We start from the raw sequence: 20,279 nt of genomic DNA on the forward strand, positions 1-20,279 counted from the left end.
GCGAGGTGAAGGGGCGACCAGATCGCCTGCCCGTTCCACGACTGGCGCTGGGGCGGCGACGGCCGCTGCAAGCAGATCCCCTACGCCCGGCGGGTCCCGCTGCGGGCGCGCACCCAGCGCTACGAGACCGCGATCGTCAACGACCAGCTGCTGGTCTGGCACGACCCCGAGGGGTCCGCCGCCGACCGCGACATCCTCCCGCCGCAGCTGCCGGGCCTGGCCGAGGGCGAGTACACCCGTTGGGTCTGGAACGCGGAGCACATCGACGGCTCCCACTGCCGCGAGCTGATCGACAACGTCGTCGACATGGCGCACTTCTACTACGTGCACTTCGCGTTCCCGACCAGCTTCCGCAACGTGTTCGAGGACCACACGGCCACGCAGTTCATGGAGTCCAAGGGCCGGCCCGACAAGGCGGGTGGCTACGGCGACGCCGAGCTGTTCCTCAAGTCCGAGGCCACCTACTACGGCCCGGCGTACATGATCAACTGGCTCGACACCGACTACAAGGGCTTCCGCACCGAGGTGGTGCTGGTCAACTGCCACGTCCCGACCGGGCCGGACTCGTTCCTGCTGCAGTACGGCATCACCGTCAAGAAGCCCGAGGGACTCGACGACAAGACGGCCGACTACATCGCGAAGAAGTACGCCACGATGTTCGGCGAGGGCTTCCTCCAGGACGTGCACATCTGGAAGAACAAGGTGCCGGTGCAGAACCCGCTGCTGTGCGAGGAGGACGGCCCGGTCTACCAGCTGCGCCGCTGGTACGAGCAGTTCTACGTCGACGTCGCCGACGTCAGGCCGGAGATGCGGGACCGCTTCGAGTTCGAGGTCGACACCACCAAGGCCAACGAGTTCTGGCAGGCCGAGGTGGCCGACAACCTCAGGCGGATGGCCGAGGAGGGCGACCAGGGCGACGCCCCGGCCGGCGACCCGCAGATCATGTCGGGCACCTGAGCCGCCATGTCGTCCTTCGTCCCCACCCGCCCGGAGACCCTCGAGGACCAGCGCCTCTACACCGAGGCGCGCCTGGTCGAGGTCGCGTGCCTGGACTGCACGGCCACGGTGGGCGTGAAGAAGAACAGCGAGCACCACACGTCCGTGCAGTGGAGCTCCGCGGCGCTCCGAGCCTGCCCCGAGCTCTGCGGGCACGACCCGTCGGCCGGTAGGCGGGACGTGCACCGGGCCTGCCCGCGGCTGATGGCTAGCATCGACGCCGCCGTCCGGGCCGGTGACGTCCCGGTCGGCGCCCACGACGGCTACTGAGCCGCCCGCCCGACCCCGAAGGGGAGACCTTGGACATCGAGTCCTTCCTGCTGGACGTCGTGGACGTCGTCGAGGAGACGGCCGACGCCCGGTCGATCAGCTTCGCCGTGCCCGCGGGAGCGGAGGAGAAGTTCGCCTACAAGCCCGGTCAGTTCCTGACAGTGGCGGTCCCGAGCGACCGCACGGGCATCGTGGCACGGTGCTACTCGCTGTCCAGCAGCCCGCACGACGGCGGGCCGTTGACGGTCACTGTCAAGCGGACCCCGGGCGGGTACGCCTCGGGCTGGATCTGCGACAACCTGGCGGTCGGCGACACCCTGCGGGTGCTGCCGCCGTCGGGGATCTTCACACCGGCGTCGCTCGACGCCGACCTCCTGCTCCTGGCCGGCGGCTCCGGGATCACGCCGGTCATGTCCATCACCCGCACCGCGCTCGCCGAGGGCAAGGGGCGGATCGTGCTGTTCTACGCCAACCGGGACGAGCGGTCGGTCATCTTCGCCTCCGAGCTCGCGCGGCTCGCGGCGGAGAACCCGGACCGGCTCCAGGTCGTGCACTGGCTCGAGTCGGTGCAGGGCCTGCCGACGCAGGAGCAGGTGCGTGCCTTCGCCGAGCAGTACCTCTCCCACGACGCCTTCGTCTGCGGGCCGGCGCCGTTCATGAAGCTGACGGTCGCGGCCCTCAAGGAGCTCGACTTCCCGCGCAACCGCCGGCACCAGGAGAAGTTCGTCTCCCTGGGCGGCAACCCGTTCGGTGACCTGGCCGAGCTGCAGGAGACCGAGCGTGAGATCGCTGCCGCCGAGGCCGACGACGACGGGGCGGCGGCCGACGTGTTCGCGGAGGGCCCGGTCGGGCCGGTCAAGGTCGAGGTGGAGCTCGACGGCCAGGAGCACACCTTCGACGACTGGGACCCGCGCACCAAGCTGCTCGACTTCCTGGAGAGCAAGGGCGTCCGGGCGCCGTACTCCTGCCGCGAGGGGGGAGTGCTCGGCGTGTGCGGTGCGCCTGCTCGAGGGCGAGGTGCGGATGCTGCACAACGACGTCCTCGACGACGAGGACCTCGCCGACGGCATCCGGCTCGGTTGCCAGTCGCTCCCCGCGACCGACACGGTGAAGGTCACCTACAGCTGACCCCCACCGTGCCGGTCCGGCGCGGTTCTACTCGGCCGGGGCCGGCTCCGTCGGCTCGGTGGGCGCGGCGAGGCAGTCCTCGAGGCGCTCGAGGGCCTTGGTGAGCCGCATCTTCTGGGCCTTCCGGTCCTTCGCGACGTCGGACTTCTTGTCCTTCGCGCGGGCGAGGACCGCCTTGGCCGACCGCTTCTCGGCGCGGGTGTCGGCCTTCGCGACTCGCTTCTTCGCCTTCGCCACCCGGTCCTGCTGCCGCTCGAAGACGGCGGTGACCCGCGCGAGCGCGTCCTCGGCCCGGTCGACCTGGGCCTGACGCACGGCGCAGGGGCCGGTCGGCTCGTCCGCCGCCGCGGCAGCGAGGGTGGGTACGGCGAGCGTGGCGGCGCCGAGGGAGACGGCGAACGCCGCCGCGGTGGTGCGGATCCGGTTCATGCGGTTCCTCCTGAACGTGGTGGCCTCGCGGCCGGTGCGTGCGTACACCCCTACCTGTCGTCGGCGGGACGCCGCGTTACATGAACGGAACAGAGATCCGGCGTCGGCGATGGTGCCCTCGGGCCCCGGGAGGCGTAGGGTGGAGCCGTTGAAGAGATCCGGTCACGCACCGGTTTCTCCCGGGGCCCGCGAGGGTCGCGGTTCACTGTTGTAGTTGTACTTCCGGTCAGTCCAGAGGCGCGGTGCAGTGTGGTTTCAGCCCGCGTCGGCGCGGTGTCGACGCGGACCCGTCAGGACAAAGGAAAGACAGCAATGGCTACTGGCACCGTCAAGTGGTTCAACGACACCAAGGGCTTCGGCTTCATCGCGCAGGACGGCGGCGACAGCGACGTCTTCGTGCACCACACCGGCATCGCCGGCTCGGGCTTCAAGTCTCTCGCCGAGGACCAGAAGGTCGAGTTCGACGTCACCCGCGGCCCGAAGGGCCTGCAGGCGGAGAACGTCCGCGCCATCTGAGCGCGGAGCACACTGAACGACTGACGGTCAGTCGGCGAGCCGCGAGGCGAGCCGGCTGGCCGTCAGGTGCGTGATGGACCCGATCGAGATCATCGGGTTGACCCCCGACGCGGTCGGGAAGCACGAACCGTCGGCGACGTAGAGCCCCGGCAGGTCCCACGCCTGGCCGTCCGGGTCGACCGCCGACGTGACGGGTGAGCCGCCCATCCGCGCGGACCCCATGAGGTGGAGCGAGGCGAGCGCGAGCCGCCCAGGGCCGAGGCCCCGAGCCCGGATGTCGGCCTCGTACGAAGCGACCGACCCGCGCACGCCCGGCTCGAAGCCGAGCGGCAGGTGGTGGGTCGTCTCGACCCGACGGGCGCCCGCGGCCTCGGCGACCCGGGCGGCGCCCACGAGGCCCTGCACCAGGTGCTCGGTGTCGTGGGCCGACAACCGGTACCGCACGACCGGCTCACCGGTGCGGTCGACGTCGACCGTGCCGACGGAGTCGCGGTCGCGGACGAGCACGACCACCCCGAGCGAGCGGCGCAGGTCGGCCATCCGGCGGTGGAACGGCGCAGCCCCTTCCCAGGGCACGAAGTTGGCGCCGAACGCCGGGGTGACCGGCGCGGTCTCGAGGAGCACGCCGTAGCCGTCGCCGTCCAGGTCGGCGAGCGCGTCGACGTACCGGCTCTGCATCGAGCCCACCCAGCCGTCGACCGGCTCGTCCATCAGGCCCAGGACGGCGGTCGCCGGGTGCAGCCGCAGGTGACGCCCGATGTTGGGGTTGGCGAGGCCGCTGCGCTTGAGCAGCGCCGGTGTCTGGAGGGCGCCCGCCGCGGCCACCACCGCCCGCGACCGTACGACGACGCGGTGGCCCTCCGCCGACACCGCCTCGACACCGGTGGCCCGGCCGCGGGCCGAGGTCACCCGACGCGCCGTGACGCCGGTGTAGATGCGGGCGCCGGCGGCGTACGCGTCCTCGAGCCAGGTCTTGGTCACCGACTGCTTGGCCCCGAGCCGGCAGCCCAGCCCGCAGCGCCCGCACTCGACGTCCTGGTCGCACCCGAGGACGTTGCGCGGCATGGCGGCCACGTCCCACCGAGCGCCCGCGCGCCGCGCTCGAGGATCGCGTCGCGCGGCGCGGCCTTGTCGTGGTCGGTGTTGACGCCGAGCCGCTGGCAGACGGCGTCCATCGACGCGGTGTACTCGTCGGTGGCGACCTGGCGGGCGCCGTGGGCCGCCCACTCCTGCCGGACGTGGTCGGGCGTGCGGAACGACGTCGAGTAGTTGACGACCGTGCCGCCGCCCAGGCCACGACCGGCGAGCAGCGACACCTGCCCGTCGGCCGTCGCCTGCGGGGCCAGGGCGTAGAGCTCGAGGAAGCCGGTGCGCTCGCTACCGTCGAAGTGGCGCTCGTCGTGGAGGTCGCCCGCCTCGAGCACGACGACGTCGAGGCCGGCCGCGGCGAGCACGCCCGCGGCGGTCCCGCCGCCGGCCCCGGAGCCGACGACGACCACGTCGCAGTCGACCTCCGTGTCGCTCGTCGCCCGCAGCGGCCGGATCACCGGCTCGGGCGGGTCGTCCCGGACGCCGAGCGGGCCGGGGTAGCCGATGCTCTCCCACAGCCGGGGGCCACCGGCCATGTAGTAGGGGAAGACCGACGCCGTCTTCAGCGCCGCGAACAGCACCCGCTTCTGGGCGATGCCCGACCCGGCCAGTCCGAGCAGGAACCGCTCACGTCCGGCGCGGTCGAGCTCGGAGAACCGCCGGCCCCGGCCGGTCACGGCGAGCGCGAAGCCGCGTGTGTCCCAGACGTCCAGCAGCCGCCGCACCTGGGTCGCCTCCGCCCGGCGGGGGTTGCCGGCCACGATCTCGAGCGCCAGGTCGACCGCCCCCGCCTCGTGCGCGGACGGTACGCCGTCGCCGCCCGGTGCGAAGGTGTCGGCGATCAGTCGCATCGCCCGCCGTTGCCGGTCGGTGAACGTCATGGGCAGAGGCTAGTGGTGCCGGCGCCGGCCTCAGAGGAACTGCGCGGGGTCGAACTCCTCGATCGGGATGATCCGCACGCGGGGGAGCCGCTCGTTGAACGCCTTCACGTCGTGCTCGAGGTCGAAGGACTCCAGACCCTGCTCCGCGAGCTGGACGAACGCGTGGTTGCGGAACTCGACGAAGCCCACGACGCCGACCCGGCGCCGGCCGTCGAGGAGGCCGCCGACCTGCTCGACGAAGTCACCGTCGTTGCTGACGAGCAGCACGTCGTCGGGGCGCTCGCCCAGCGCCACGAGGGTGCGCTGGATCGCGATGTCGACGACCTTCTGGCCGGGGCCGCCGGACAGGGGCACCGGCTTGTAGCCGATCGCCAGCAGCGCCTGGATGAACGCCATCGGCAGCTCGCTGTTGGCCGCCAGGAAGAACAACCCGGAGGCCGGCTGCCCCCACCGCTCCCGCGCGAACTGCAGCAACCGCTCCCACCGCGGCCGCTCCTCGGGCCGGGGCCGCCGCCCCAGGATCGACGTACCGAGCGTGGCGTCGATGTTCTCGCCGTCGACGAGCACGTAGGTGGTGCGGGAGGCGTCGCCCATAGGAGGAGCGTACGGCGAAACGGCGCAATTGCACCGGGTCGCGACGGCGCCGTTCCCGGGGCGCCTACCCGAACCGCGTCCACCGACCTTCGGAGACCACCTCGACGGAGCCGTCGACGACCGTGATGGCCGTCTGCTCGTCGATGGCGTAGGCGGGGCCTCCAATGTCGGCGGCCCACCGCTCCGCCTCGGCCAGGGTGTTGGTCGGGAAGGCGTCGAGGTGCGGGAAGATCGAGAAGTCGACGAACCCCAGGGGTGCGGTCGTCGGGCGCGGACCTCCACTCGACGAAGTGCGCGCCGATCCGGGGCGTCATCACCATGCTCCCGGCGCTCACCCCCCACCCAGACCAGGTCGGGTAGCGACGGCAGCAGGTCGGCCAGGCCGGACTCCCGCACCCAGTGGGCCAGGTACGTCGCGTCGCCGCCGTCCACGAGGAGCACGTCGGCCGCCTCGACCCAGGGCACCCAGCGCTCGGCGCCGATCGTGGGGAGCGCGGTGAGCTCGAGGACGCCGAGCGAGCCCCAGCCCAGGCCCGAGAAGTGCCGGAAGTCGGGCTCGGCCGCCACCAGGCCTCGCACCGACGCCGGCCCGCACAGCGGATGGCCCCACTGCGCGGTCGGGACGACCAGCGCGCTGGACTCGTCCACCGGCTTGCCGAGGAGCTCCTCGAGCGCCGCCCGGATGGTCGGGTTGGTGACGCCGCCTGACGTGAGCAAGAGCCGCAAGGGTGCCTCCGGTGGTGGTCGGGACGTGTCAGGACGTCGGGACGTGTCAGGACGACAGACCCCGGGACGGCCGGGAACTCATCGGCCGGAACTCATCGAAGGGACTAGTCGCCCTTGACGTTGACGACCTGGCGCAGCGTGTGGTCGATGCTCACCAGGTCTGCGGCGTCGGCCATCACGACGTCGATGTCCTTGTAGGCGTCGGGGTGCTCGTCGAGGAACGCGTCGGAGTCGCCCCACGCGATCCCGGCCATCCGGGCGTCGAGGTCGTCCCGCGTGAACAGCCGCTTCGCCGCGGTGCGCGAGTGGTTGCGCCCCGCGCCGTGGGGGCGCGGAGCGCAGGGCCAGGCGGTTCCCCTTGCCCGTCACGACGTACGACTTCGCGCCCATCGAGCCGGGGATCAGCCCGCGGACCCCTTCGGCGGCGTCGATGGCACCCTTTGCGGGAGAGCCACACGTCCTCGCCGAAGTGCTCCTCGCGAGCGGTGTAGTTGTGGTGGCAGTTGATCTCCTCGACCCGCTCGATCGGCCCGGCCCACTCTTCGAACCGGTCGACGACCCGCTGCATCATCTCCTCGCGGTTGAGGTAGGCGAAGCGCTGAGCCCACCGCAGCGCCTCCAGGTAGGACCAGAACTCCGGCTCGCCCTCGACGAGGTAGGCCAGGTCCCTGTCGGGGAGGTCGGTCCGGCGCTTCTCGCACTGCCGCTGTGCGACGCGGATGTGCTTCATGGCCAGCTTGTTGCCCACACCTCGCGAGCCGGAGTGCAGGAACAGCCACACGTGGTCGTCCTCGTCGAGGCTGACCTCGATGAAGTGGTTCCCGGAGCCGAGCGACCCCAGCTGCATCCGCCAGTTCGGCGCGACCGCCTCTGCCTGCTGGTAGCCGTCGGTCGCCTCGAGCTCGGCGACGCGCTCCCGGGTCGCCTCCGAGTACAGCGTCTTGTTGTACCGCCCCCGCCGACAGCGGGACGCTGCGACTGATCGCCGCGTGCAGGGCCTTCCGGTCGGCCGGCAGGTCGTCGACCCGGTGGGTGGTGCGCACCGCCATCATCCCGCAGCCGATGTCCACCCCCACGGCAGCCGGGATGATCGCCTCCCGCGTGGGAATCACGCTGCCGACCGTCGCACCCCCTGCCGAGGTGGGCATCGGGCATCAGCGCGACGTGCGGCTTCACGAACGGCATCGAGCTCGTCTTCACCGCCTGCGCCCGCGTCTGCTCGTCCAGGATCGAGGCCCAGCTCAACAGCCGCTCGCTGATCTGCTCCATGTGTCCACCTCGGCGCGTCCGGTTTGTGTCCGGGTCCGGTACCCGGGCTGGACGGGGTCTAGCACCTGCGGGGCGGCCGGGTTCAAGGGTGCGCTGGGCCGGCACCTGGTGCCGGTGGAGCGCACGTTAGGCGTCTGGTGGCCTGGGGTCGCTGTCGTCGGGGGGCGCCGGGTCGTCGTCGGGTCGTGGTGGGGACGAACGGACGGGCGTGGGCGCTCGCCGCCGGGGTCGAGGCACCTGGTTGCGGTCCGCGGGTCAATGCCGGGTGGTCTCGGGTCGACCCCTGTGGTCGGGGTCGAGAAGAAGTCGTCGTGGAGCGGGTTCGGAGGAGCGAAAGGGGCGTTGGGGTTCGCTGGGCCGGCACCTGGTGCCGGTGGAGCGCACCCGAGAGTCTGGTGCGCGCCAGCCGGCCCCCTTCACCAACCCCGGTCGCGCCACTCCTCCAGGTGCGGCCGCTCGGCGCCGAGGGTCGAGTCGTCGCCGTGGCCGGGGTAGAACCAGGTGTCGTCGGGGAGGCGGTCGAAGACCTTGGCCACGACGTCGGCGTAGAGCTGCTGGAAGGCCTCGGCGTCGCCGAAGGTGTTGCCGATGCCGCCGGGGAAGAGGCTGTCGCCGGTGAAGAGGTGGGGTACGCCGCCGGCGGGCCGGTCGTCGTAGAGCAGGGCGATCGAGCCGGGGGTGTGGCCGGTGAGGCGGATGACCTCGAGGGGAGCAGTCGCCGACGGCGACGGTGTCGCCCTCGTCGAGGCGCCGGGTCACCTCGACGCCGGTCTGCTCGGTGATCGCGTCGGCGTCGGGGCCGCCGGCGAGCACGGCGGCGCCGGTCGCGACGACCACGGCGGACAGGGGCTCGGTGGTGGTCCCAGTGCTGGTGGGTGGTGACGACCGTGGCGAGCCCGGCGTCACCGGCCAGGGGAGCAGGGTGTCGGGCTCGGCGGCGGCGTCGACGAGGAGCTGCTCGCCGGTGTGCCGGCAGCGGAGCAGGTAGGCGTTGTTGGACATCTGCTCGTCGACGGCGACCTTGGTGATCGTGAGGTGCTTCGAGCTCGCGGACGTCGGGGCCGCCGCCGACGGTGACGGCTCCGGTGTAGGTGTCGGTCATCGTCCCTCCACGGTGGGCAGCCGGCCGGTCGAGCTGGTGAGGGCGTCGCCCGGGTCGCGGCCGGTCTCGAGCCAGGCGAGGGCGGAGCCCGGTCCCGACACTACGGGGTCGCCGGGCCCGGGCTCTCCGAACCGCCACGTGCGGCCCAGGTCGGTGGCCTCGCCGGTGTAGGGGGCCGCCCAGGTGCCGCCCGGCGTCCATGTCGAGGAACGCGACGACCGTCTCCTCCGGCCAGTCGCGGTGGGAGTACCCCGCCTCCAGGTCGGCGTGGTGGATCTCGACCTCGCGCAGCCGCAGCATCGGCACCAGCGACGCCGGCATCACCCGGCCGCCGGGCGTGCGGTCGAACTCCGCGTCGGCGGCGACCGTCCGCAGCCGCGGGAGCGCCTCGGCGAGCGACGCCGCGGACGAGCGGAGCCGCTCCCGTACGACGGCCGGTGCCTGCGCCGCGAGGTCCTCGATGTCGGCGTCGCGCGCGGCGTCGGAGCGGTACATCGGGGCGGGGTTCGCCGGCCGCCAGCCCGCGCACCACGCCGGCGAGTCCGTCCGCGTTGAGCGCGAGGTGGGCGAGCACGTGGGCCCGGTCCCAGCCGGCGCACACGCTGGGGGCGGTCCACGCGTCGTCGGGGAGGGCGTCGGCGGTCGCGAGCAGCCGCTCGGTCGCGGCGGCGACCCGGCTGGGGAGGTCGGGGGAGGTCGGGGGAGCAGCGGTGTGGTCACCGTCCCATCATCGCCGAGACGGCCGTTGTCGGTGGCGCGTGAGAGTCTGGCGGGTGACGCCTTCCGACGGCGCGGCCTTGCGCGCGCGCCGTACGATGGCGAACACCAGTTCGAACCCCGACAGGACGCACCCTAGGACCCCAGTGGCCGACCAGCTCATCATCCGCGGCGCCCGCGAGCACAACCTCAAGGACGTCTCCCTCGACCTCCCGCGCGACTCCCTCATCGTCTTCACCGGCCTCTCCGGCTCCGGGAAGTCCAGCCTCGCGTTCGACACGATCTTCGCCGAGGGCCAACGGCGCTACGTCGAGTCGCTGTCGGCCTACGCCCGTCAGTTCCTCGGGCAGATGGACAAGCCCGACGTCGACTTCATCGAGGGCCTCTCGCCGGCGGTGTCGATCGACCAGAAGTCCACCTCGAAGAACCCGCGCTCCACCGTCGGCACGATCACCGAGGTCTACGACTACCTCCGTCTGCTCTACGCCCGCGCCGGTCGCCCGCACTGCCCGACCTGCGGCGCCCCCGATCGAGCGGCAGACGCCGCAGCAGATCGTCGACCGCGTCCTCACGCTCGAGGAGGGCCGCCGGTTCCAGGTCCTCGCCCCGGTCGTCCGCGGCCGCAAGGGTGAGTACGTCGAGCTGTTCCGGCAGTTGCAGACCCAGGGCTTCAGCCGGGCACGCGTCGACGGGCGGACCCACTCGCTCGACGACCCGCCCAAGCTCGACAAGAAGATCAAGCACACGATCGAGGTGGTCGTCGACCGGCTGTCGGTCAAGGAGTCGGCCAAGCGGCGGCTGACCGACTCGGTCGGGACCGCGCTCGGGCTGGCGAGTGGCCTGGTGCTGCTCGACTTCGTCGACCTCCCCGAGGGCGACCCGCACCGCGAGCTGCGGTTCAGCGAGAAGATGTCGTGCCCCAACGACCACGCCATCGACACCGACGAGCTCGAGCCGCGTTCCTTCTCGTTCAACTCGCCGTTCGGCGCCTGCCCGGCGTGCACCGGCCTCGGCACCCGGATGGAGGTCGACCCCGAGCTGGTCGTCCCCGACCCGACCGCCACCCTCGCCGAGGGCGCGCTCCAGCCGTGGAGCCACGCGCACGTGGCCGACTACTTCGGCAAGCTGCTGCAGGCGCTGGGGGAGGAGCTGGGCTTCGACGTCGACACCCCGTGGCAGGACCTTCCGAAGAAGGCGCAGAAGGCGATCCTCGACGGCCACCCGACCAAGGTCCACGTCGTCACCCGCAACCGCTACGGCCGCCAGCGGTCCTACTACGCCGAGTTCGAGGGTGTGCGCACCTACGTCGAGCGCCGCCACCGCGAGGCCGAGAGCGACGTGAGCCGCGAGCGGTTCGAGGGCTTCATGCGTGAGGTCCCGTGCCCGGTCTGCCAGGGCACCCGGCTCAAGCCGGTGTCGATGGCGGTGACGCTCGGTCCGCGCGACCGCGGCGGCAAGAACATCGCCGAGGTCTGCTCGCTGCCGATCAACGAGGCGGCCGACTACCTCCGCAACCTCGACCTCTCCAGCCGGGAGCGGCAGATCGCCGAGCGGGTGCTGAGGGAGATCGAGGAGCGGCTGCAGTTCCTCCTCGACGTCGGGCTCGACTACCTCTCGCTCGACCGGCCCTCGGGCTCGCTGTCCGGCGGTGAGGCGCAGCGGATCCGGCTGGCCACCCAGATCGGCGCCGGCCTCGTCGGCGTCCTCTACGTGCTCGACGAGCCGTCCATCGGCCTCCACCAGCGCGACAACCAGAAGCTGATCGAGACGCTGGTCCGGCTCAGGACCTCGGCAACACCCTGATCGTGGTCGAGCACGACGAGGACACGATCAAGGTCGCCGACTGGGTCGTCGACATCGGCCCCGGGGCCGGCGAGCACGGTGGCCAGGTGGTGCACTCCGGCACCGTGGCCGACCTGCTGGCCCACGCCGACTCGATCACCGGCGAGTACCTCTCCGGCCGTCGTGAGATCCCGGTGCCGCCCGTACGCCGTCCGCGCACCAAGGGCCGCGAGCTGAAGGTCCACGGTGCTCGCGAGAACAACCTCAAGAACATCGACGTGACCTTCCCGCTCGGCCAGTTCGTCGCGGTCACCGGCGTCTCCGGGTCCGGGAAGTCGACCCTGGTCAACGACATCCTCTACACCTCGCTCGCCAAGGAGCTGCACCGCGCCCGCACGATCCCGGGGGCGGCACCAGAAGATCACCGGCCTCGACCAGGTCGACAAGGTGATCCACGTCGACCAGGGGCCGATCGGGCGCACGCCGCGGTCCAACCCGGCCACCTACACCGGCGTCTTCGACCACGTCCGCAAGCTGTTCGCGTCGACGCCGGAGGCGAAGATCCGCGGCTACCAGCAGGGGCGGTTCTCGTTCAACGTCAAGGGCGGCCGCTGCGAGGCGTGCGCCGGCGACGGCACGCTCAAGATCGAGATGAACTTCCTCCCCGACGTCTACGTGCCGTGCGAGGTGTGCCACGGGGCGCGCTACAACCGCGAGACGCTCGAGGTGCACTACAAGGGCAAGACCATCGCCGAGGTCCTCGACATGCCGATCGAGGAGGCGCTCGACTTCTTCGCCGCCGTGCCCGCGATCGCGCGGCACATGAAGACGCTGGTCGAGGTCGGCCTCGGCTACGTGCGGCTCGGCCAGCCGGCGACGACGCTCTCCGGAGGCGAGGCGCAGCGGGTCAAGCTGGCCACGGAGCTGCAGAAGCGCTCGACCGGTCGCACGATCTACGTCCTCGACGAGCCCACCACCGGCCTGCACTTCGAGGACATCCGCAAGCTGCTCGGCGTGCTGTCCTCGCTGGTCGACAAGGGCAACTCGGTGCTGGTGATCGAGCACAACCTCGACGTGATCAAGACGGCCGACTGGATCATCGACATGGGGGCCCGAGGGCGGCTCCCGCGGCGGCACCGTGATCGCCGAGGGCACGCCCGAGGACGTCGCGGCCACGCCCGGCAGCTTCACCGGCGAGTTCCTCCGGCCGCTGCTCGACGGCCGGGAGGCCAGCCAGCCGAAGAAGCCGGCCAAGCCGCCGGCGAAGCGCAAGCGGGCGGCGGCCGCGGCGCCGCGCAACGGAAAGGCCCGCGCCACGGCGAAGAGCACCGCGCGGCGCTGACGCCGACGCCGTACGCTGATTTACATGTCAACCATCAGCAGGCGGCGGGCGCTCGGTGCGGCGGCCGCCGGTCTCGGGGCCCCGGTGCTGGTCGCGTGCGGCGACGACGGCGGCTCCACGGGGGAGCGACCCGTCGACCTCCGCGCCCGGGACGCCGACCTCGTCCCCGACCTCGTCCGCGACGTCCGGCTCCACGACTGCCGCACCGCCGGCCGGCGGGATCGCCGTCGCCGACGTGCCGGTCGGCGGTGGCCTGGTCGTGGGTGAGCAGGAGGTCGTCGTCACCCAGCCCGAGGAGGGCGACTTCCGGGCGTTCTCGGCCCTCTGCACCCACCAGCGGTGCCTGGTGGGGGCGGGTCGCCGACGGCGAGATCCAGTGCCCGTGCCACGGCAGCCGGTTCTCGATCACCGACGGGGCCCCCACCGCGGGGCCGGCCTCGACGCCGCTCGCGTCGGTGGAGGTCACCGTGCAGGGCGATCGGATCGTGCTCCGGTGAGCGGCCTCGGCGAGGTGCGCGCGTCGCGCCGGATCGTGTTCCACGGGGCCTCGGCGCCCTCGGTGTCGCCGTGGCGCTCGCGGGCTGCGGGGGTGGGGACGACGGCAACGGCGGCGACGGGGGCGGACCGGCGGTCGACGCCGGCACCGAGCTCGCGTCCACCGCCGACGTCCCGGTCGGGGGCGGGCTGATCCTCTCCGACGAGAAGATCGTGCTCACCCAGCCGACCGAGGGGGAGTTCCGGGCCTTCACCGCGGTCTGCACGCACCAGAGCCTGCTGGTCACCTCGGTCGCCGACGGGCAGATCCACTGCGCCAACCACGGCAGCGTCTACGACGCCGACAGCGGTGAGCCCGTGCAGGGCCCGGCCCCCGCGGCGCTGGCGCCGGTGGAGGTCACGGTCGAGGACGACCGGATCCTGGCGGTCTGACGGCAGCGGCGGCGACCGGCTGCTGGGCGGCCCGGTCGCGCCAGCGGCGGTCCCGGGGCGAGGGCCGCCGGTCGAGACGCCGGTCGAGGACCAGCACGGCGTCGTCGTACCTCCCGGCCCGCAGCAGCGCCGCGATCCGCGCCTCCTCGAGGATCTCGCGTTGCGCGTCGGAGCCGCCGAGCCGCCAGCAGACCGGCGCGAGCTGGGAGAGCCGGTCGGCGGCGACCGACGCCCGACCGGCGGCGAGCAGCGAGAGGGCGCGGGCGAGCGGCGCCGAGACCTCGCGGTGGGTCGGGTGGTCGTGCCGGTCGCACCAGGCCGCGAGCCGGTCGAGCCCGCCCCGGTCGCCGGTCGCGAGCAGCGCGACCGCGGCGTGCAGCGCGAGGAACGGCGTCGCCGGTCGTTCGAGCGTGTCCCGCCCGCTGATGCCGACCACCTCGTCCAGGGACGGCACGTCCTCGGCGTCGGGCGTCAGGGCCCACCGGAACAGCAGCGAGCCGGTGTCGACGAGGGCCCGGCAGCCGACGGCGTGCCGCGGCTGGAGCTGCTGGAGGTAGCGCCGGCGGACCGCGTCGAGGTCGCCCAGCGACAGCTCGTGGAGTGCCGCGTGCCAGGAGAAGTGGGTGAGGCTCTCGGTGCGGGCGCCGTCGCCGACGACCCAGGCGTCCATCCACGTGAGGCCGGCCGCGTGGTCGCCGGTCTCGTAGTGCGCGTGCGCCCGGGCGTGCGCCGAGTGGCCGGCTGCGGGTTCGAGCGTCAGCGACCGACAGGGAGAGCTCCATCACCTCGTCGAAGCGCCGCTGCTCCCCTGGCGGACGAAGGCGAGCAGCCCGGTGAACCACCAGTCGTCGCCGTACGCCGGCGCGGCCCGCTCCACGATCGCCCAGGCCTCGGCCGGCACGTCGGTGACGCCGGCGAACGCGATCGTCGGCATCGCGACCGAGAGCAGCACGGCGTCGCGGGGGTAGGCGGCCAGGTGCGCGAGGAGCGGGGCGTCGTCGCCCCGGAGGTGGCGCTCCACGGCGTGCACGTGGCTGCGCTCCCGGTCGGTGGCCCGCTCCGCGTGCCGCCGGGCGTCGGCCAGGCGGGCGCCGGTGTCGACGTCCACGCACATCTCGTGCCCGAGGAGCGCCAGGTCGGCGTGGGCGACGGCGAACGTGGGGTCGTGCGCGAGGGCGGCGGCGATCCCCACCTGGGCGCCCGCGCGGAGCCGGAGCAGGTCGCGCACCCCGCCGACGTACGCCGCTGCCGCGTCGTCCGACGCGGTCAGCGGGTAGCCGTAGTCGTCCCGACAGCCCATTTCTCTAGTAGACCACTCCAGATTGCTCGTGCCGAAGCACGTCGACCGTGTGTCCCCGTCGAGTGTGCGCGCCCTCCGGCGCGATGGGAACCGATTTCGGTCGCGGAAGAGGTACCTGGCCCGCCCCGTCACGACCTGTCGGCAGCGCTCCGTAGGGTTGGGGGCGTGTCGCTGAGCTACCGCCCGAAGCCGGGGTCGATCCCCACCGAGCCGGGCGTCTACCGCTTCCGCGACAAGCAGGGCCGGGTGATCTACGTCGGCAAGGCCAAGAACCTCCGCGCGCGCCTGTCGTCGTACTTCCAGGACGTCTCCAACCTGCACCAGCGCACCGCCACGATGGTCACCACCGCGACGTCGGTGGAGTGGACGGTGGTCGGCACCGAGGTCGAGGCGCTCCAGCTGGAGTACTCCTGGATCAAGGAGTTCGACCCGCGGTTCAACGTGAAGTACCGCGACGACAAGTCCTACCCGTGGCTGGCGGTCACCTACGGCGAGGAGTTCCCCCGGGTGATGGTCGGGCGCGGCGCCAAGCGACGCGGCACCCGCTACTTCGGGCCCTACAGCCACGCCTGGGCGATCCGCGAGACCGTCGACATCCTGCTCCGGGTGTTCCCGATGCGGTCGTGCAGCAACGGCGTGTTCAAGCGGTCCAGCCAGATCGGGCGGCCCTGCCTGCTCGGCTACATCGACAAGTGCGTCGCTCCCTGCGTCGGCAACGTCTCCGCCGACGAGCACCGCCGGATCGTCGACGACTTCTGCGAGTTCATGGCCGGCCGCACCCGGCCGTTCATGCGGCGGATCGAGCAGGAGATGTACGCCGCCTCCGACGCGCTCGACTTCGAGAAGGCCGCCCGGTTGCGCGACGACCTCGGCGCCATGCAGAAGGCGCTCGAGAAGCAGGCCGTCGTGCTCGGCGACGGCGCCGACGCCGACGTGATCGCCCTGGCCGAGGACCCGCTCGAGGTCGCCGTCCAGATCTTCTACGTGCGCGGCGGCCGGATCCGCGGTCAGCGCGGGTGGGTGGCCGACCGCACCGACGACGGCGGCACTCCCGAGCTGGTCGAGGACTTCCTGCTCCAGCTCTACGGCGGCCTCGACGCCGACGAGGCGCGCGACGCGGTGCCCCGCGAGATCCTGGTGCCCGAGCTGCCGCCGGACACCGAGACCTTCGAGCGGCTGCTGAGCGACCTGCGCGGCACCCGGGTCTCGATCCGGGTGCCCCAGCGCGGCGACAAGAAGGCGCTCCAGGCCAACGTCGCCCGCAACGCCGTCGAGGCCCTGGCGCTCCACAAGACCAAGCGCGCGAGCGACCTCACCACCCGCAACCGGGCGCTGGCCGAGATCGCCGAGGCGCTCGACCTCGACGACGCGCCGCTGCGCATCGAGTGCTACGACGTCTCCAACCTCCAGGGCACCGAGGTGGTCGCGTCGATGGTCGTCTTCGAGGACGGCCTCGCCCGCAAGAGCGAGTACCGGCGGTTCGTCATCAAGGGGGTCAGCGGCCAGGACGACGTCGCCTCCATGCACGAGGTGATCACCCGCCGGTTCCGCCGGCTGCTCGACGAGCAGGCGCGCAGCGAGCTGCGGCCCGGCGACGGGGAGTCCGGGCCGATGCTCGTCGATCCCGACACCGGCCGGCCGCGGAAGTTCGCCTACGCACCGGGCCTGGTGGTGGTCGACGGCGGTCCGCCACAGGTCGCCGCGGCGCAGCGCGCGCTCGACGAGCTCGGCATCGACGACATCCCCGTGTGCGGTCTCGCCAAGCGGCTCGAGGAGGTGTGGCTGCCGGGGGAGGAGGACCCGGTGATCCTGCCCCCGCACCTCCGAGGGCCTCTACCTGCTGCAGCGGGTGCGCGACGAGGCCCACCGGTTCGCGATCACCCACCACCGCGGCCGCCGGTCGAAGTCGATGGTCGAGAGCCTGCTCGACGACGTCCCGGGCCTCGGTGAGGTGCGCCGGCGCACCCTGCTCCGTCACTTCGGCTCGCTGCGCAAGCTGCGGCAGGCCACCGTGGAGGAGATCGCGGCGGTGCCCGGCATCGGTCCGCGCACGGCGGCGGTGATCAAGGAGGCGGTGGCCGCCGACCCCGTCGACCGGAAGACTACGGCCCCATGAGGCGCTTCCAGGGGGTCGTGGCATGACGCAGCAACCCGGCGAGCTGGTCGTCGTGACCGGGATGACCGGCGCCGGCCGGAGCACCGCCGCGAAGGAGCTGGAGGACCTCGGCTTCTACGTCGTCGACAACCTGCCGCCCAGCCTGCTGCCCGACGTCGTCCGGCTGGTCGACGAGAGCCAGGGCCGGTCGCAGCCGATGGCGGTGGTGGTCGACGTGCGCTCGGGCTCGTTCTTCCACGGCCTCCCGCAGCGCCCTCGCCCACGGCGTCACCGGCCGCAACACGACGCTGGTGTTCCTCGACGCCGTCGACGAGGTCCTCGTCCGCCGGCAGGAGGCCGCCCGCCGTCCCCCACCCGCTCCAGGAGGGCGGCCGCCTGCTCGACGGCCTCCAGCGGGAGCGGGTGGTGCTGGCCGACCTGCGCGGCGACGCCGACCTCGTGATCGACACCTCCAACCTCAACGTCCACCAGCTCACCGACCGGATCGCCGAGGCGTTCGGGACGCCCGAGGCGACCCGGCTGCGGGTGACGGTGATCAGCTTCGGGTTCAAGTACGGCATCCCGGTCGACGCCGACTACGTCGCCGACATGCGGTTCCTCCCCCAACCCGCACTGGGTGCCGGAGCTGCGCCCCCACACCGGGCGCGACGCCGACGTCGCCGACTACGTGCTCGGCCGGCCCGGGGCCACGGAGTTCCTCGACCAGTTCGTGCCGCTGCTCTCCGGGGTCGCGGAGGGCTACCTCCGCGAGGGCAAGCGGTTCATGCGGGTCGCCGTCGGCTGCACCGGCGGCAAGCACCGTAGCGTCGCGATGAGCGAGGAGGTCGCGCGCCGGATGCAGGAGCAGGGCTACGTCGCGCGCGCCCTCCACCGCGACCTGGGGCGGGAGTGACGCCCCTCTCGGCGCGCGACCGCGCGCAGGCCGTCGTGGCGCTGGGGGGCGGCCACGGCCTGCACGCCTCGCTCACCGCCCTCCGCCTCCTGGTCGACGACCTGACCGTCGACGAGCTGACCGCGATCGTCACCGTCGCCGACAACGGCGGCTCGTCGGGGGCGGTTGCGGGGGCCAGTTCGGCGTCCTGCCGCCCGGCGACCTGAGGATGGCGCTGGCCGCGCTCTGCGGCGACGACGAGTGGGGTGACACCTGGGCGAAGGTGCTGCAGCACCGGTTCGCCGGTGACGGCGACATGCGCGGCCACGTGGTCGGCAACCTGCTGATCGTGGGGCTCTGGGAGCTGCTCGGTGACCACGTCGACGCCCTCGACTGGGTCGGCCGCCTGCTGGGCGCCAAGGGGAGGGTCCTGCCGATGGCGATGACGCCGATGGACATCACCGCCGAGGTGCGGGGCATCGGCGAGCACCCCGACGACCCCGGCGAGCTGGTCACCGTCCGCGGACAGGTCGAGGTCGCGACGACCGAGGGCGTGATCGCGTCCATCGCGCTCGACCCGCCCGATCCCGAGGTCAGCCCGGCCGTGCTCGGGGCGATCGCCGAGGCCGACTGGGCCGTGCTCGGGCCGGGGTCCTGGTTCACCTCGGTCATCCCGCACGTGATGGTGCCCCAGCTGCGCGAGGCCCTGGTGCGCACCGACGCCCGCGTGATCGTCGTGCTCAACCTGGCCGAGCAGCAGGGCGAGACCGGCGGCTTCGGGCCGGCCGACCACCTCGCCGCCCTTGCCGAGCACGCGCCCGACCTGGCCGTGCACACGGTCGTCGCCGACCGCGAGAGCGTCGGCGACGACGTCGAGGAGCTGGAGCAGGTGGTCGCCGCGCTGGGCGCCCGGCTGGTGGTCGACGACGTGGCCCTCGGCGACGGCACGCCGCGCCACGACCCGGTGCGGCTGGCCGCGACGTACGCCCGTGTGATGCAGGACTCCTGATGCCTGCGGAGGTTCCGCGGGTGATTGACCTCCGTGGCAGGATCGGCCCATGGCGATGACGGCTCAGGTCAAGGCGGAACTGGCCAGCACCCCGGTCACCAAGGCGTGCTGCCGCAAGGCCGAGGTCGCCTCGACCCTCCGGTTCGCCGGTGGGCTGCACATCGTCGGCGGGCGGATCGTCGTCGAGGCCGAGCTCGACACCGGGGCCGCCGCCCGGCGGCTGCGCAAGGACATCCAGGACATGTACGGCCAGGGCTCCGACGTGGTCGTCGTCCAGGGCAACGGTCTGCGCAAGGGCAGCCGCTACATCGTCCGGGTGGTGAAGGACGGCGAGGCGCTCGCCCGCCAGACCGGGCTGCTCGACCAGCGTGGCCGGCCGGTGCGGGGCCTGCCGCCGGCGGTCGTCTCCGGCGGCGGCTGCGACGCGGTGGCGGCCTGGCGCGGTGCCTTCCTCGCCCATGGCTCGCTCACCGAGCCCGGCCGCTCGTCGTCGCTCGAGGTCACCTGCCCCGGGTCGGAGGCGGCCCTCGCGCTGGTCGGCGTCGCCCGCCGGCTCGGCATCCAGGCGAAGGCCCGCGAGGTCCGCGGCGTCGACCGCGTGGTGATCCGCGACGGAGACGCGATCGGCCAGCTGCTCACCCGCCTCGGCGCGCACGAGACGCTGATGGCCTGGGAGGAGCGGCGGATGCGCCGCGAGGTGCGTGCGACCGCCAACCGGCTGGCGAACTTCGACGACGCCAACCTGCGCCGCTCGGCCCGCGCGGCGGTCACCGCCGGCGCCCGCGTGGAGCGCGCGATGGAGATCCTCGGCGACGACGTGCCCGACCACCTGCGGCTGGCGGGCCAGCTGCGGCTCGAGCACAAGCAGGCGTCGCTGGAGGAGCTCGGCCAGCTGCACGACCCGGTGCTCACCAAGGACGCGATCGCGGGCCGGATCCGCCGGTTGCTGGCGATGGCCGACAAGCGTGCCGAGGAGCTGGGGATCCCCGACACCGAAGCGGTGCTGACCCCCGAGATGCTCGCCGGCGACGCCTGACGGCCGCGCCCCCACCCGTCCGGACGGTCAGCGGCCCCGCTCCCGCAGCGACGCCCCGCGGGCCCGGCGGACCGCCAGCCAGGCGCTGACCACGGCGACGCTGGCCAGCACCAGCGCGACGGACGCTGCCACCCCGGCGAGGAGCGCCGGGTCGACGCGAGCGGTCACCCGCGGCCACG

General features: G+C 72.8%; 13 protein-coding genes and 7 pseudogenes. 12 read left to right on the plus strand and 8 right to left on the minus strand.

The window, feature by feature from the left end; all coding sequences use genetic code 11:
- Nucleotides 1-21 precede the first annotated feature (21 nt).
- From MF408_RS26055 to MF408_RS21330, 3 genes and pseudogenes are all read left to right on the plus strand, one after another.
- The gene (locus MF408_RS26055) at nucleotides 22-957 is read left to right on the plus strand and encodes a 3-ketosteroid-9-alpha-hydroxylase (RefSeq protein WP_345893965.1); all 936 of its coding nucleotides are present in this window, start codon (nucleotides 22-24) and stop codon (nucleotides 955-957) included.
- Nucleotides 958-963: 6 nt separating this feature from the next.
- A complete protein-coding gene (locus MF408_RS21325) occupies nucleotides 964-1,266 on the plus strand; it encodes a hypothetical protein (RefSeq protein ID WP_240249329.1) in 303 nt (100 codons plus the stop codon).
- Between the two features lie 107 nt (nucleotides 1,267-1,373).
- Nucleotides 1,374-2,394 (plus strand): annotated as a pseudogene (locus MF408_RS21330) (ferredoxin--NADP reductase).
- A 27-nt stretch (nucleotides 2,395-2,421) separates the two neighbouring features.
- Here the strand turns inward: MF408_RS21330 and MF408_RS21335 are convergent.
- Entirely contained in the window at nucleotides 2,422-2,823 is a 402-nt protein-coding gene (locus tag MF408_RS21335) for a hypothetical protein (protein WP_240249330.1), read from the minus strand.
- A gap of 312 nt (nucleotides 2,824-3,135) precedes the next feature.
- Here MF408_RS21335 and MF408_RS21340 point away from each other — a divergent pair, with 312 nt between their 5' ends.
- Complete coding sequence (locus MF408_RS21340) at nucleotides 3,136-3,339, plus strand: cold-shock protein (RefSeq protein ID WP_240249331.1); 204 nt, start codon at nucleotides 3,136-3,138, stop codon at nucleotides 3,337-3,339.
- 27 nt (nucleotides 3,340-3,366) lie between these two features.
- On the opposite strand, the gene MF408_RS21345 is transcribed toward MF408_RS21340, so the two are convergent.
- The 5 genes and pseudogenes from MF408_RS21345 to MF408_RS21365 form a co-directional block, all read right to left on the minus strand.
- Nucleotides 3,367-4,404, minus strand: coding sequence for a GMC family oxidoreductase N-terminal domain-containing protein (locus MF408_RS21345; RefSeq protein WP_240249332.1), 1,038 nt, complete (start codon nucleotides 4,402-4,404; stop codon nucleotides 3,367-3,369).
- Complete coding sequence (locus tag MF408_RS21350; protein WP_240249333.1) at nucleotides 4,317-5,309, minus strand: GMC family oxidoreductase N-terminal domain-containing protein; 993 nt, start codon at nucleotides 5,307-5,309, stop codon at nucleotides 4,317-4,319. The genes MF408_RS21345 and MF408_RS21350 overlap by 88 nt, the downstream gene beginning before the upstream one ends.
- 30 nt (nucleotides 5,310-5,339) lie before the next feature.
- A complete protein-coding gene (locus MF408_RS21355; RefSeq protein WP_240249334.1) occupies nucleotides 5,340-5,903 on the minus strand; it encodes an NYN domain-containing protein in 564 nt (187 codons plus the stop codon).
- 830 nt (nucleotides 5,904-6,733) lie between these two features.
- Nucleotides 6,734-7,898: pseudogene (locus tag MF408_RS27255) on the minus strand (RtcB family protein).
- Between the two features lie 255 nt (nucleotides 7,899-8,153).
- Entirely contained in the window at nucleotides 8,154-8,900 is a 747-nt protein-coding gene (locus MF408_RS21365) for a hypothetical protein (protein ID WP_345893786.1), read from the minus strand.
- A gap of 915 nt (nucleotides 8,901-9,815) precedes the next feature.
- Here MF408_RS21365 and uvrA point away from each other — a divergent pair.
- The 4 genes and pseudogenes from uvrA to MF408_RS21385 all read left to right on the plus strand — a co-directional run bounded on the left by uvrA (nucleotide 9,816) and on the right by MF408_RS21385 (nucleotide 13,768).
- Nucleotides 9,816-12,841, plus strand: a pseudogene (gene uvrA, locus MF408_RS21370) (excinuclease ABC subunit UvrA).
- 24 nt (nucleotides 12,842-12,865) lie between these two features.
- Nucleotides 12,866-13,108, plus strand: a complete 243-nt coding sequence (locus MF408_RS21375; RefSeq protein WP_240249335.1) for a hypothetical protein — start codon at nucleotides 12,866-12,868, stop codon at nucleotides 13,106-13,108.
- Nucleotides 13,101-13,150 (plus strand): annotated as a pseudogene (locus MF408_RS27260) (hypothetical protein); the annotation flags it as partial. The gene MF408_RS21375 and the pseudogene MF408_RS27260, both read left to right, overlap by 8 nt.
- 258 nt (nucleotides 13,151-13,408) lie before the next feature.
- On the plus strand, nucleotides 13,409-13,768 hold the full coding sequence (locus MF408_RS21385) for a Rieske (2Fe-2S) protein (RefSeq protein ID WP_240249336.1): 360 nt from the start codon (nucleotides 13,409-13,411) through the stop codon (nucleotides 13,766-13,768).
- Here MF408_RS21385 and MF408_RS21390 read toward each other — a convergent pair.
- Together MF408_RS21390 and MF408_RS21395 are read right to left on the minus strand one after the other, a co-directional pair.
- Complete coding sequence (locus MF408_RS21390; RefSeq protein WP_240249337.1) at nucleotides 13,734-14,438, minus strand: hypothetical protein; 705 nt, start codon at nucleotides 14,436-14,438, stop codon at nucleotides 13,734-13,736. The two genes, MF408_RS21385 and MF408_RS21390, sit on opposite strands and share 35 nt — an antisense overlap.
- A 111-nt stretch (nucleotides 14,439-14,549) precedes the next feature.
- Nucleotides 14,550-15,068 carry a hypothetical protein gene (locus tag MF408_RS21395; protein WP_240249338.1) on the minus strand — a complete coding sequence of 173 codons (519 nt, stop codon included), beginning with the start codon at nucleotides 15,066-15,068 and terminating at the stop codon, nucleotides 14,550-14,552.
- A gap of 165 nt (nucleotides 15,069-15,233) precedes the next feature.
- Here MF408_RS21395 and uvrC point away from each other — a divergent pair.
- The 4 genes and pseudogenes from uvrC (at nucleotide 15,234) to whiA (ending at nucleotide 20,100) form a co-directional block, all read left to right on the plus strand.
- Nucleotides 15,234-17,184 (plus strand): annotated as a pseudogene (uvrC, locus tag MF408_RS21400) (excinuclease ABC subunit UvrC).
- A gap of 22 nt (nucleotides 17,185-17,206) precedes the next feature.
- Nucleotides 17,207-18,076 (plus strand): annotated as a pseudogene (gene rapZ / locus MF408_RS21405) (RNase adapter RapZ).
- Nucleotides 18,073-19,064, plus strand: a pseudogene (gene yvcK / locus MF408_RS21410) (uridine diphosphate-N-acetylglucosamine-binding protein YvcK). The pseudogenes rapZ and yvcK overlap by 4 nt, the downstream one beginning before the upstream one ends.
- A 49-nt stretch (nucleotides 19,065-19,113) precedes the next feature.
- Nucleotides 19,114-20,100 (plus strand): DNA-binding protein WhiA, encoded by a 987-nt coding sequence (gene whiA / locus MF408_RS21415; RefSeq protein ID WP_240249339.1) that lies wholly within the window; start codon nucleotides 19,114-19,116, stop codon nucleotides 20,098-20,100.
- Nucleotides 20,101-20,279: the final 179 nt, after the last annotated feature.

Origin of the sequence: Nocardioides sp. TF02-7 (genome assembly GCF_022437945.1) — a bacterium.
In the GTDB taxonomy this organism is placed as follows: domain Bacteria; phylum Actinomycetota; class Actinomycetes; order Propionibacteriales; family Nocardioidaceae; genus Nocardioides.

What these genes read in the sequence shown, in the direction of transcription:
- MF408_RS21335 (WP_240249330.1), bottom strand. Translation starts at nt 2,823, where the DNA reads ATGAACCGGATCCGCACCACCGCGGCGGCGTTCGCCGTCTCCCTCGGC.
- MF408_RS21325 (WP_240249329.1), top strand. Translation starts at nt 964, where the DNA reads ATGTCGTCCTTCGTCCCCACCCGCCCGGAGACCCTCGAGGACCAGCGC.
- MF408_RS21375 (WP_240249335.1), top strand. Translation starts at nt 12,866, where the DNA reads ATGTCAACCATCAGCAGGCGGCGGGCGCTCGGTGCGGCGGCCGCCGGT.
- MF408_RS21365 (WP_345893786.1), bottom strand. Translation starts at nt 8,900, where the DNA reads ATGTCCAACAACGCCTACCTGCTCCGCTGCCGGCACACCGGCGAGCAG.
- MF408_RS21340 (WP_240249331.1), top strand. Translation starts at nt 3,136, where the DNA reads ATGGCTACTGGCACCGTCAAGTGGTTCAACGACACCAAGGGCTTCGGC.
- MF408_RS21390 (WP_240249337.1), bottom strand. Translation starts at nt 14,438, where the DNA reads ATGGACGCCTGGGTCGTCGGCGACGGCGCCCGCACCGAGAGCCTCACC.
- MF408_RS21345 (WP_240249332.1), bottom strand. Translation starts at nt 4,404, where the DNA reads ATGCCGCGCAACGTCCTCGGGTGCGACCAGGACGTCGAGTGCGGGCGC.
- whiA (WP_240249339.1), top strand. Translation starts at nt 19,114, where the DNA reads ATGGCGATGACGGCTCAGGTCAAGGCGGAACTGGCCAGCACCCCGGTC.
- MF408_RS21350 (WP_240249333.1), bottom strand. Translation starts at nt 5,309, where the DNA reads ATGACGTTCACCGACCGGCAACGGCGGGCGATGCGACTGATCGCCGAC.
- MF408_RS21355 (WP_240249334.1), bottom strand. Translation starts at nt 5,903, where the DNA reads ATGGGCGACGCCTCCCGCACCACCTACGTGCTCGTCGACGGCGAGAAC.
- MF408_RS21395 (WP_240249338.1), bottom strand. Translation starts at nt 15,068, where the DNA reads ATGGGCTGTCGGGACGACTACGGCTACCCGCTGACCGCGTCGGACGAC.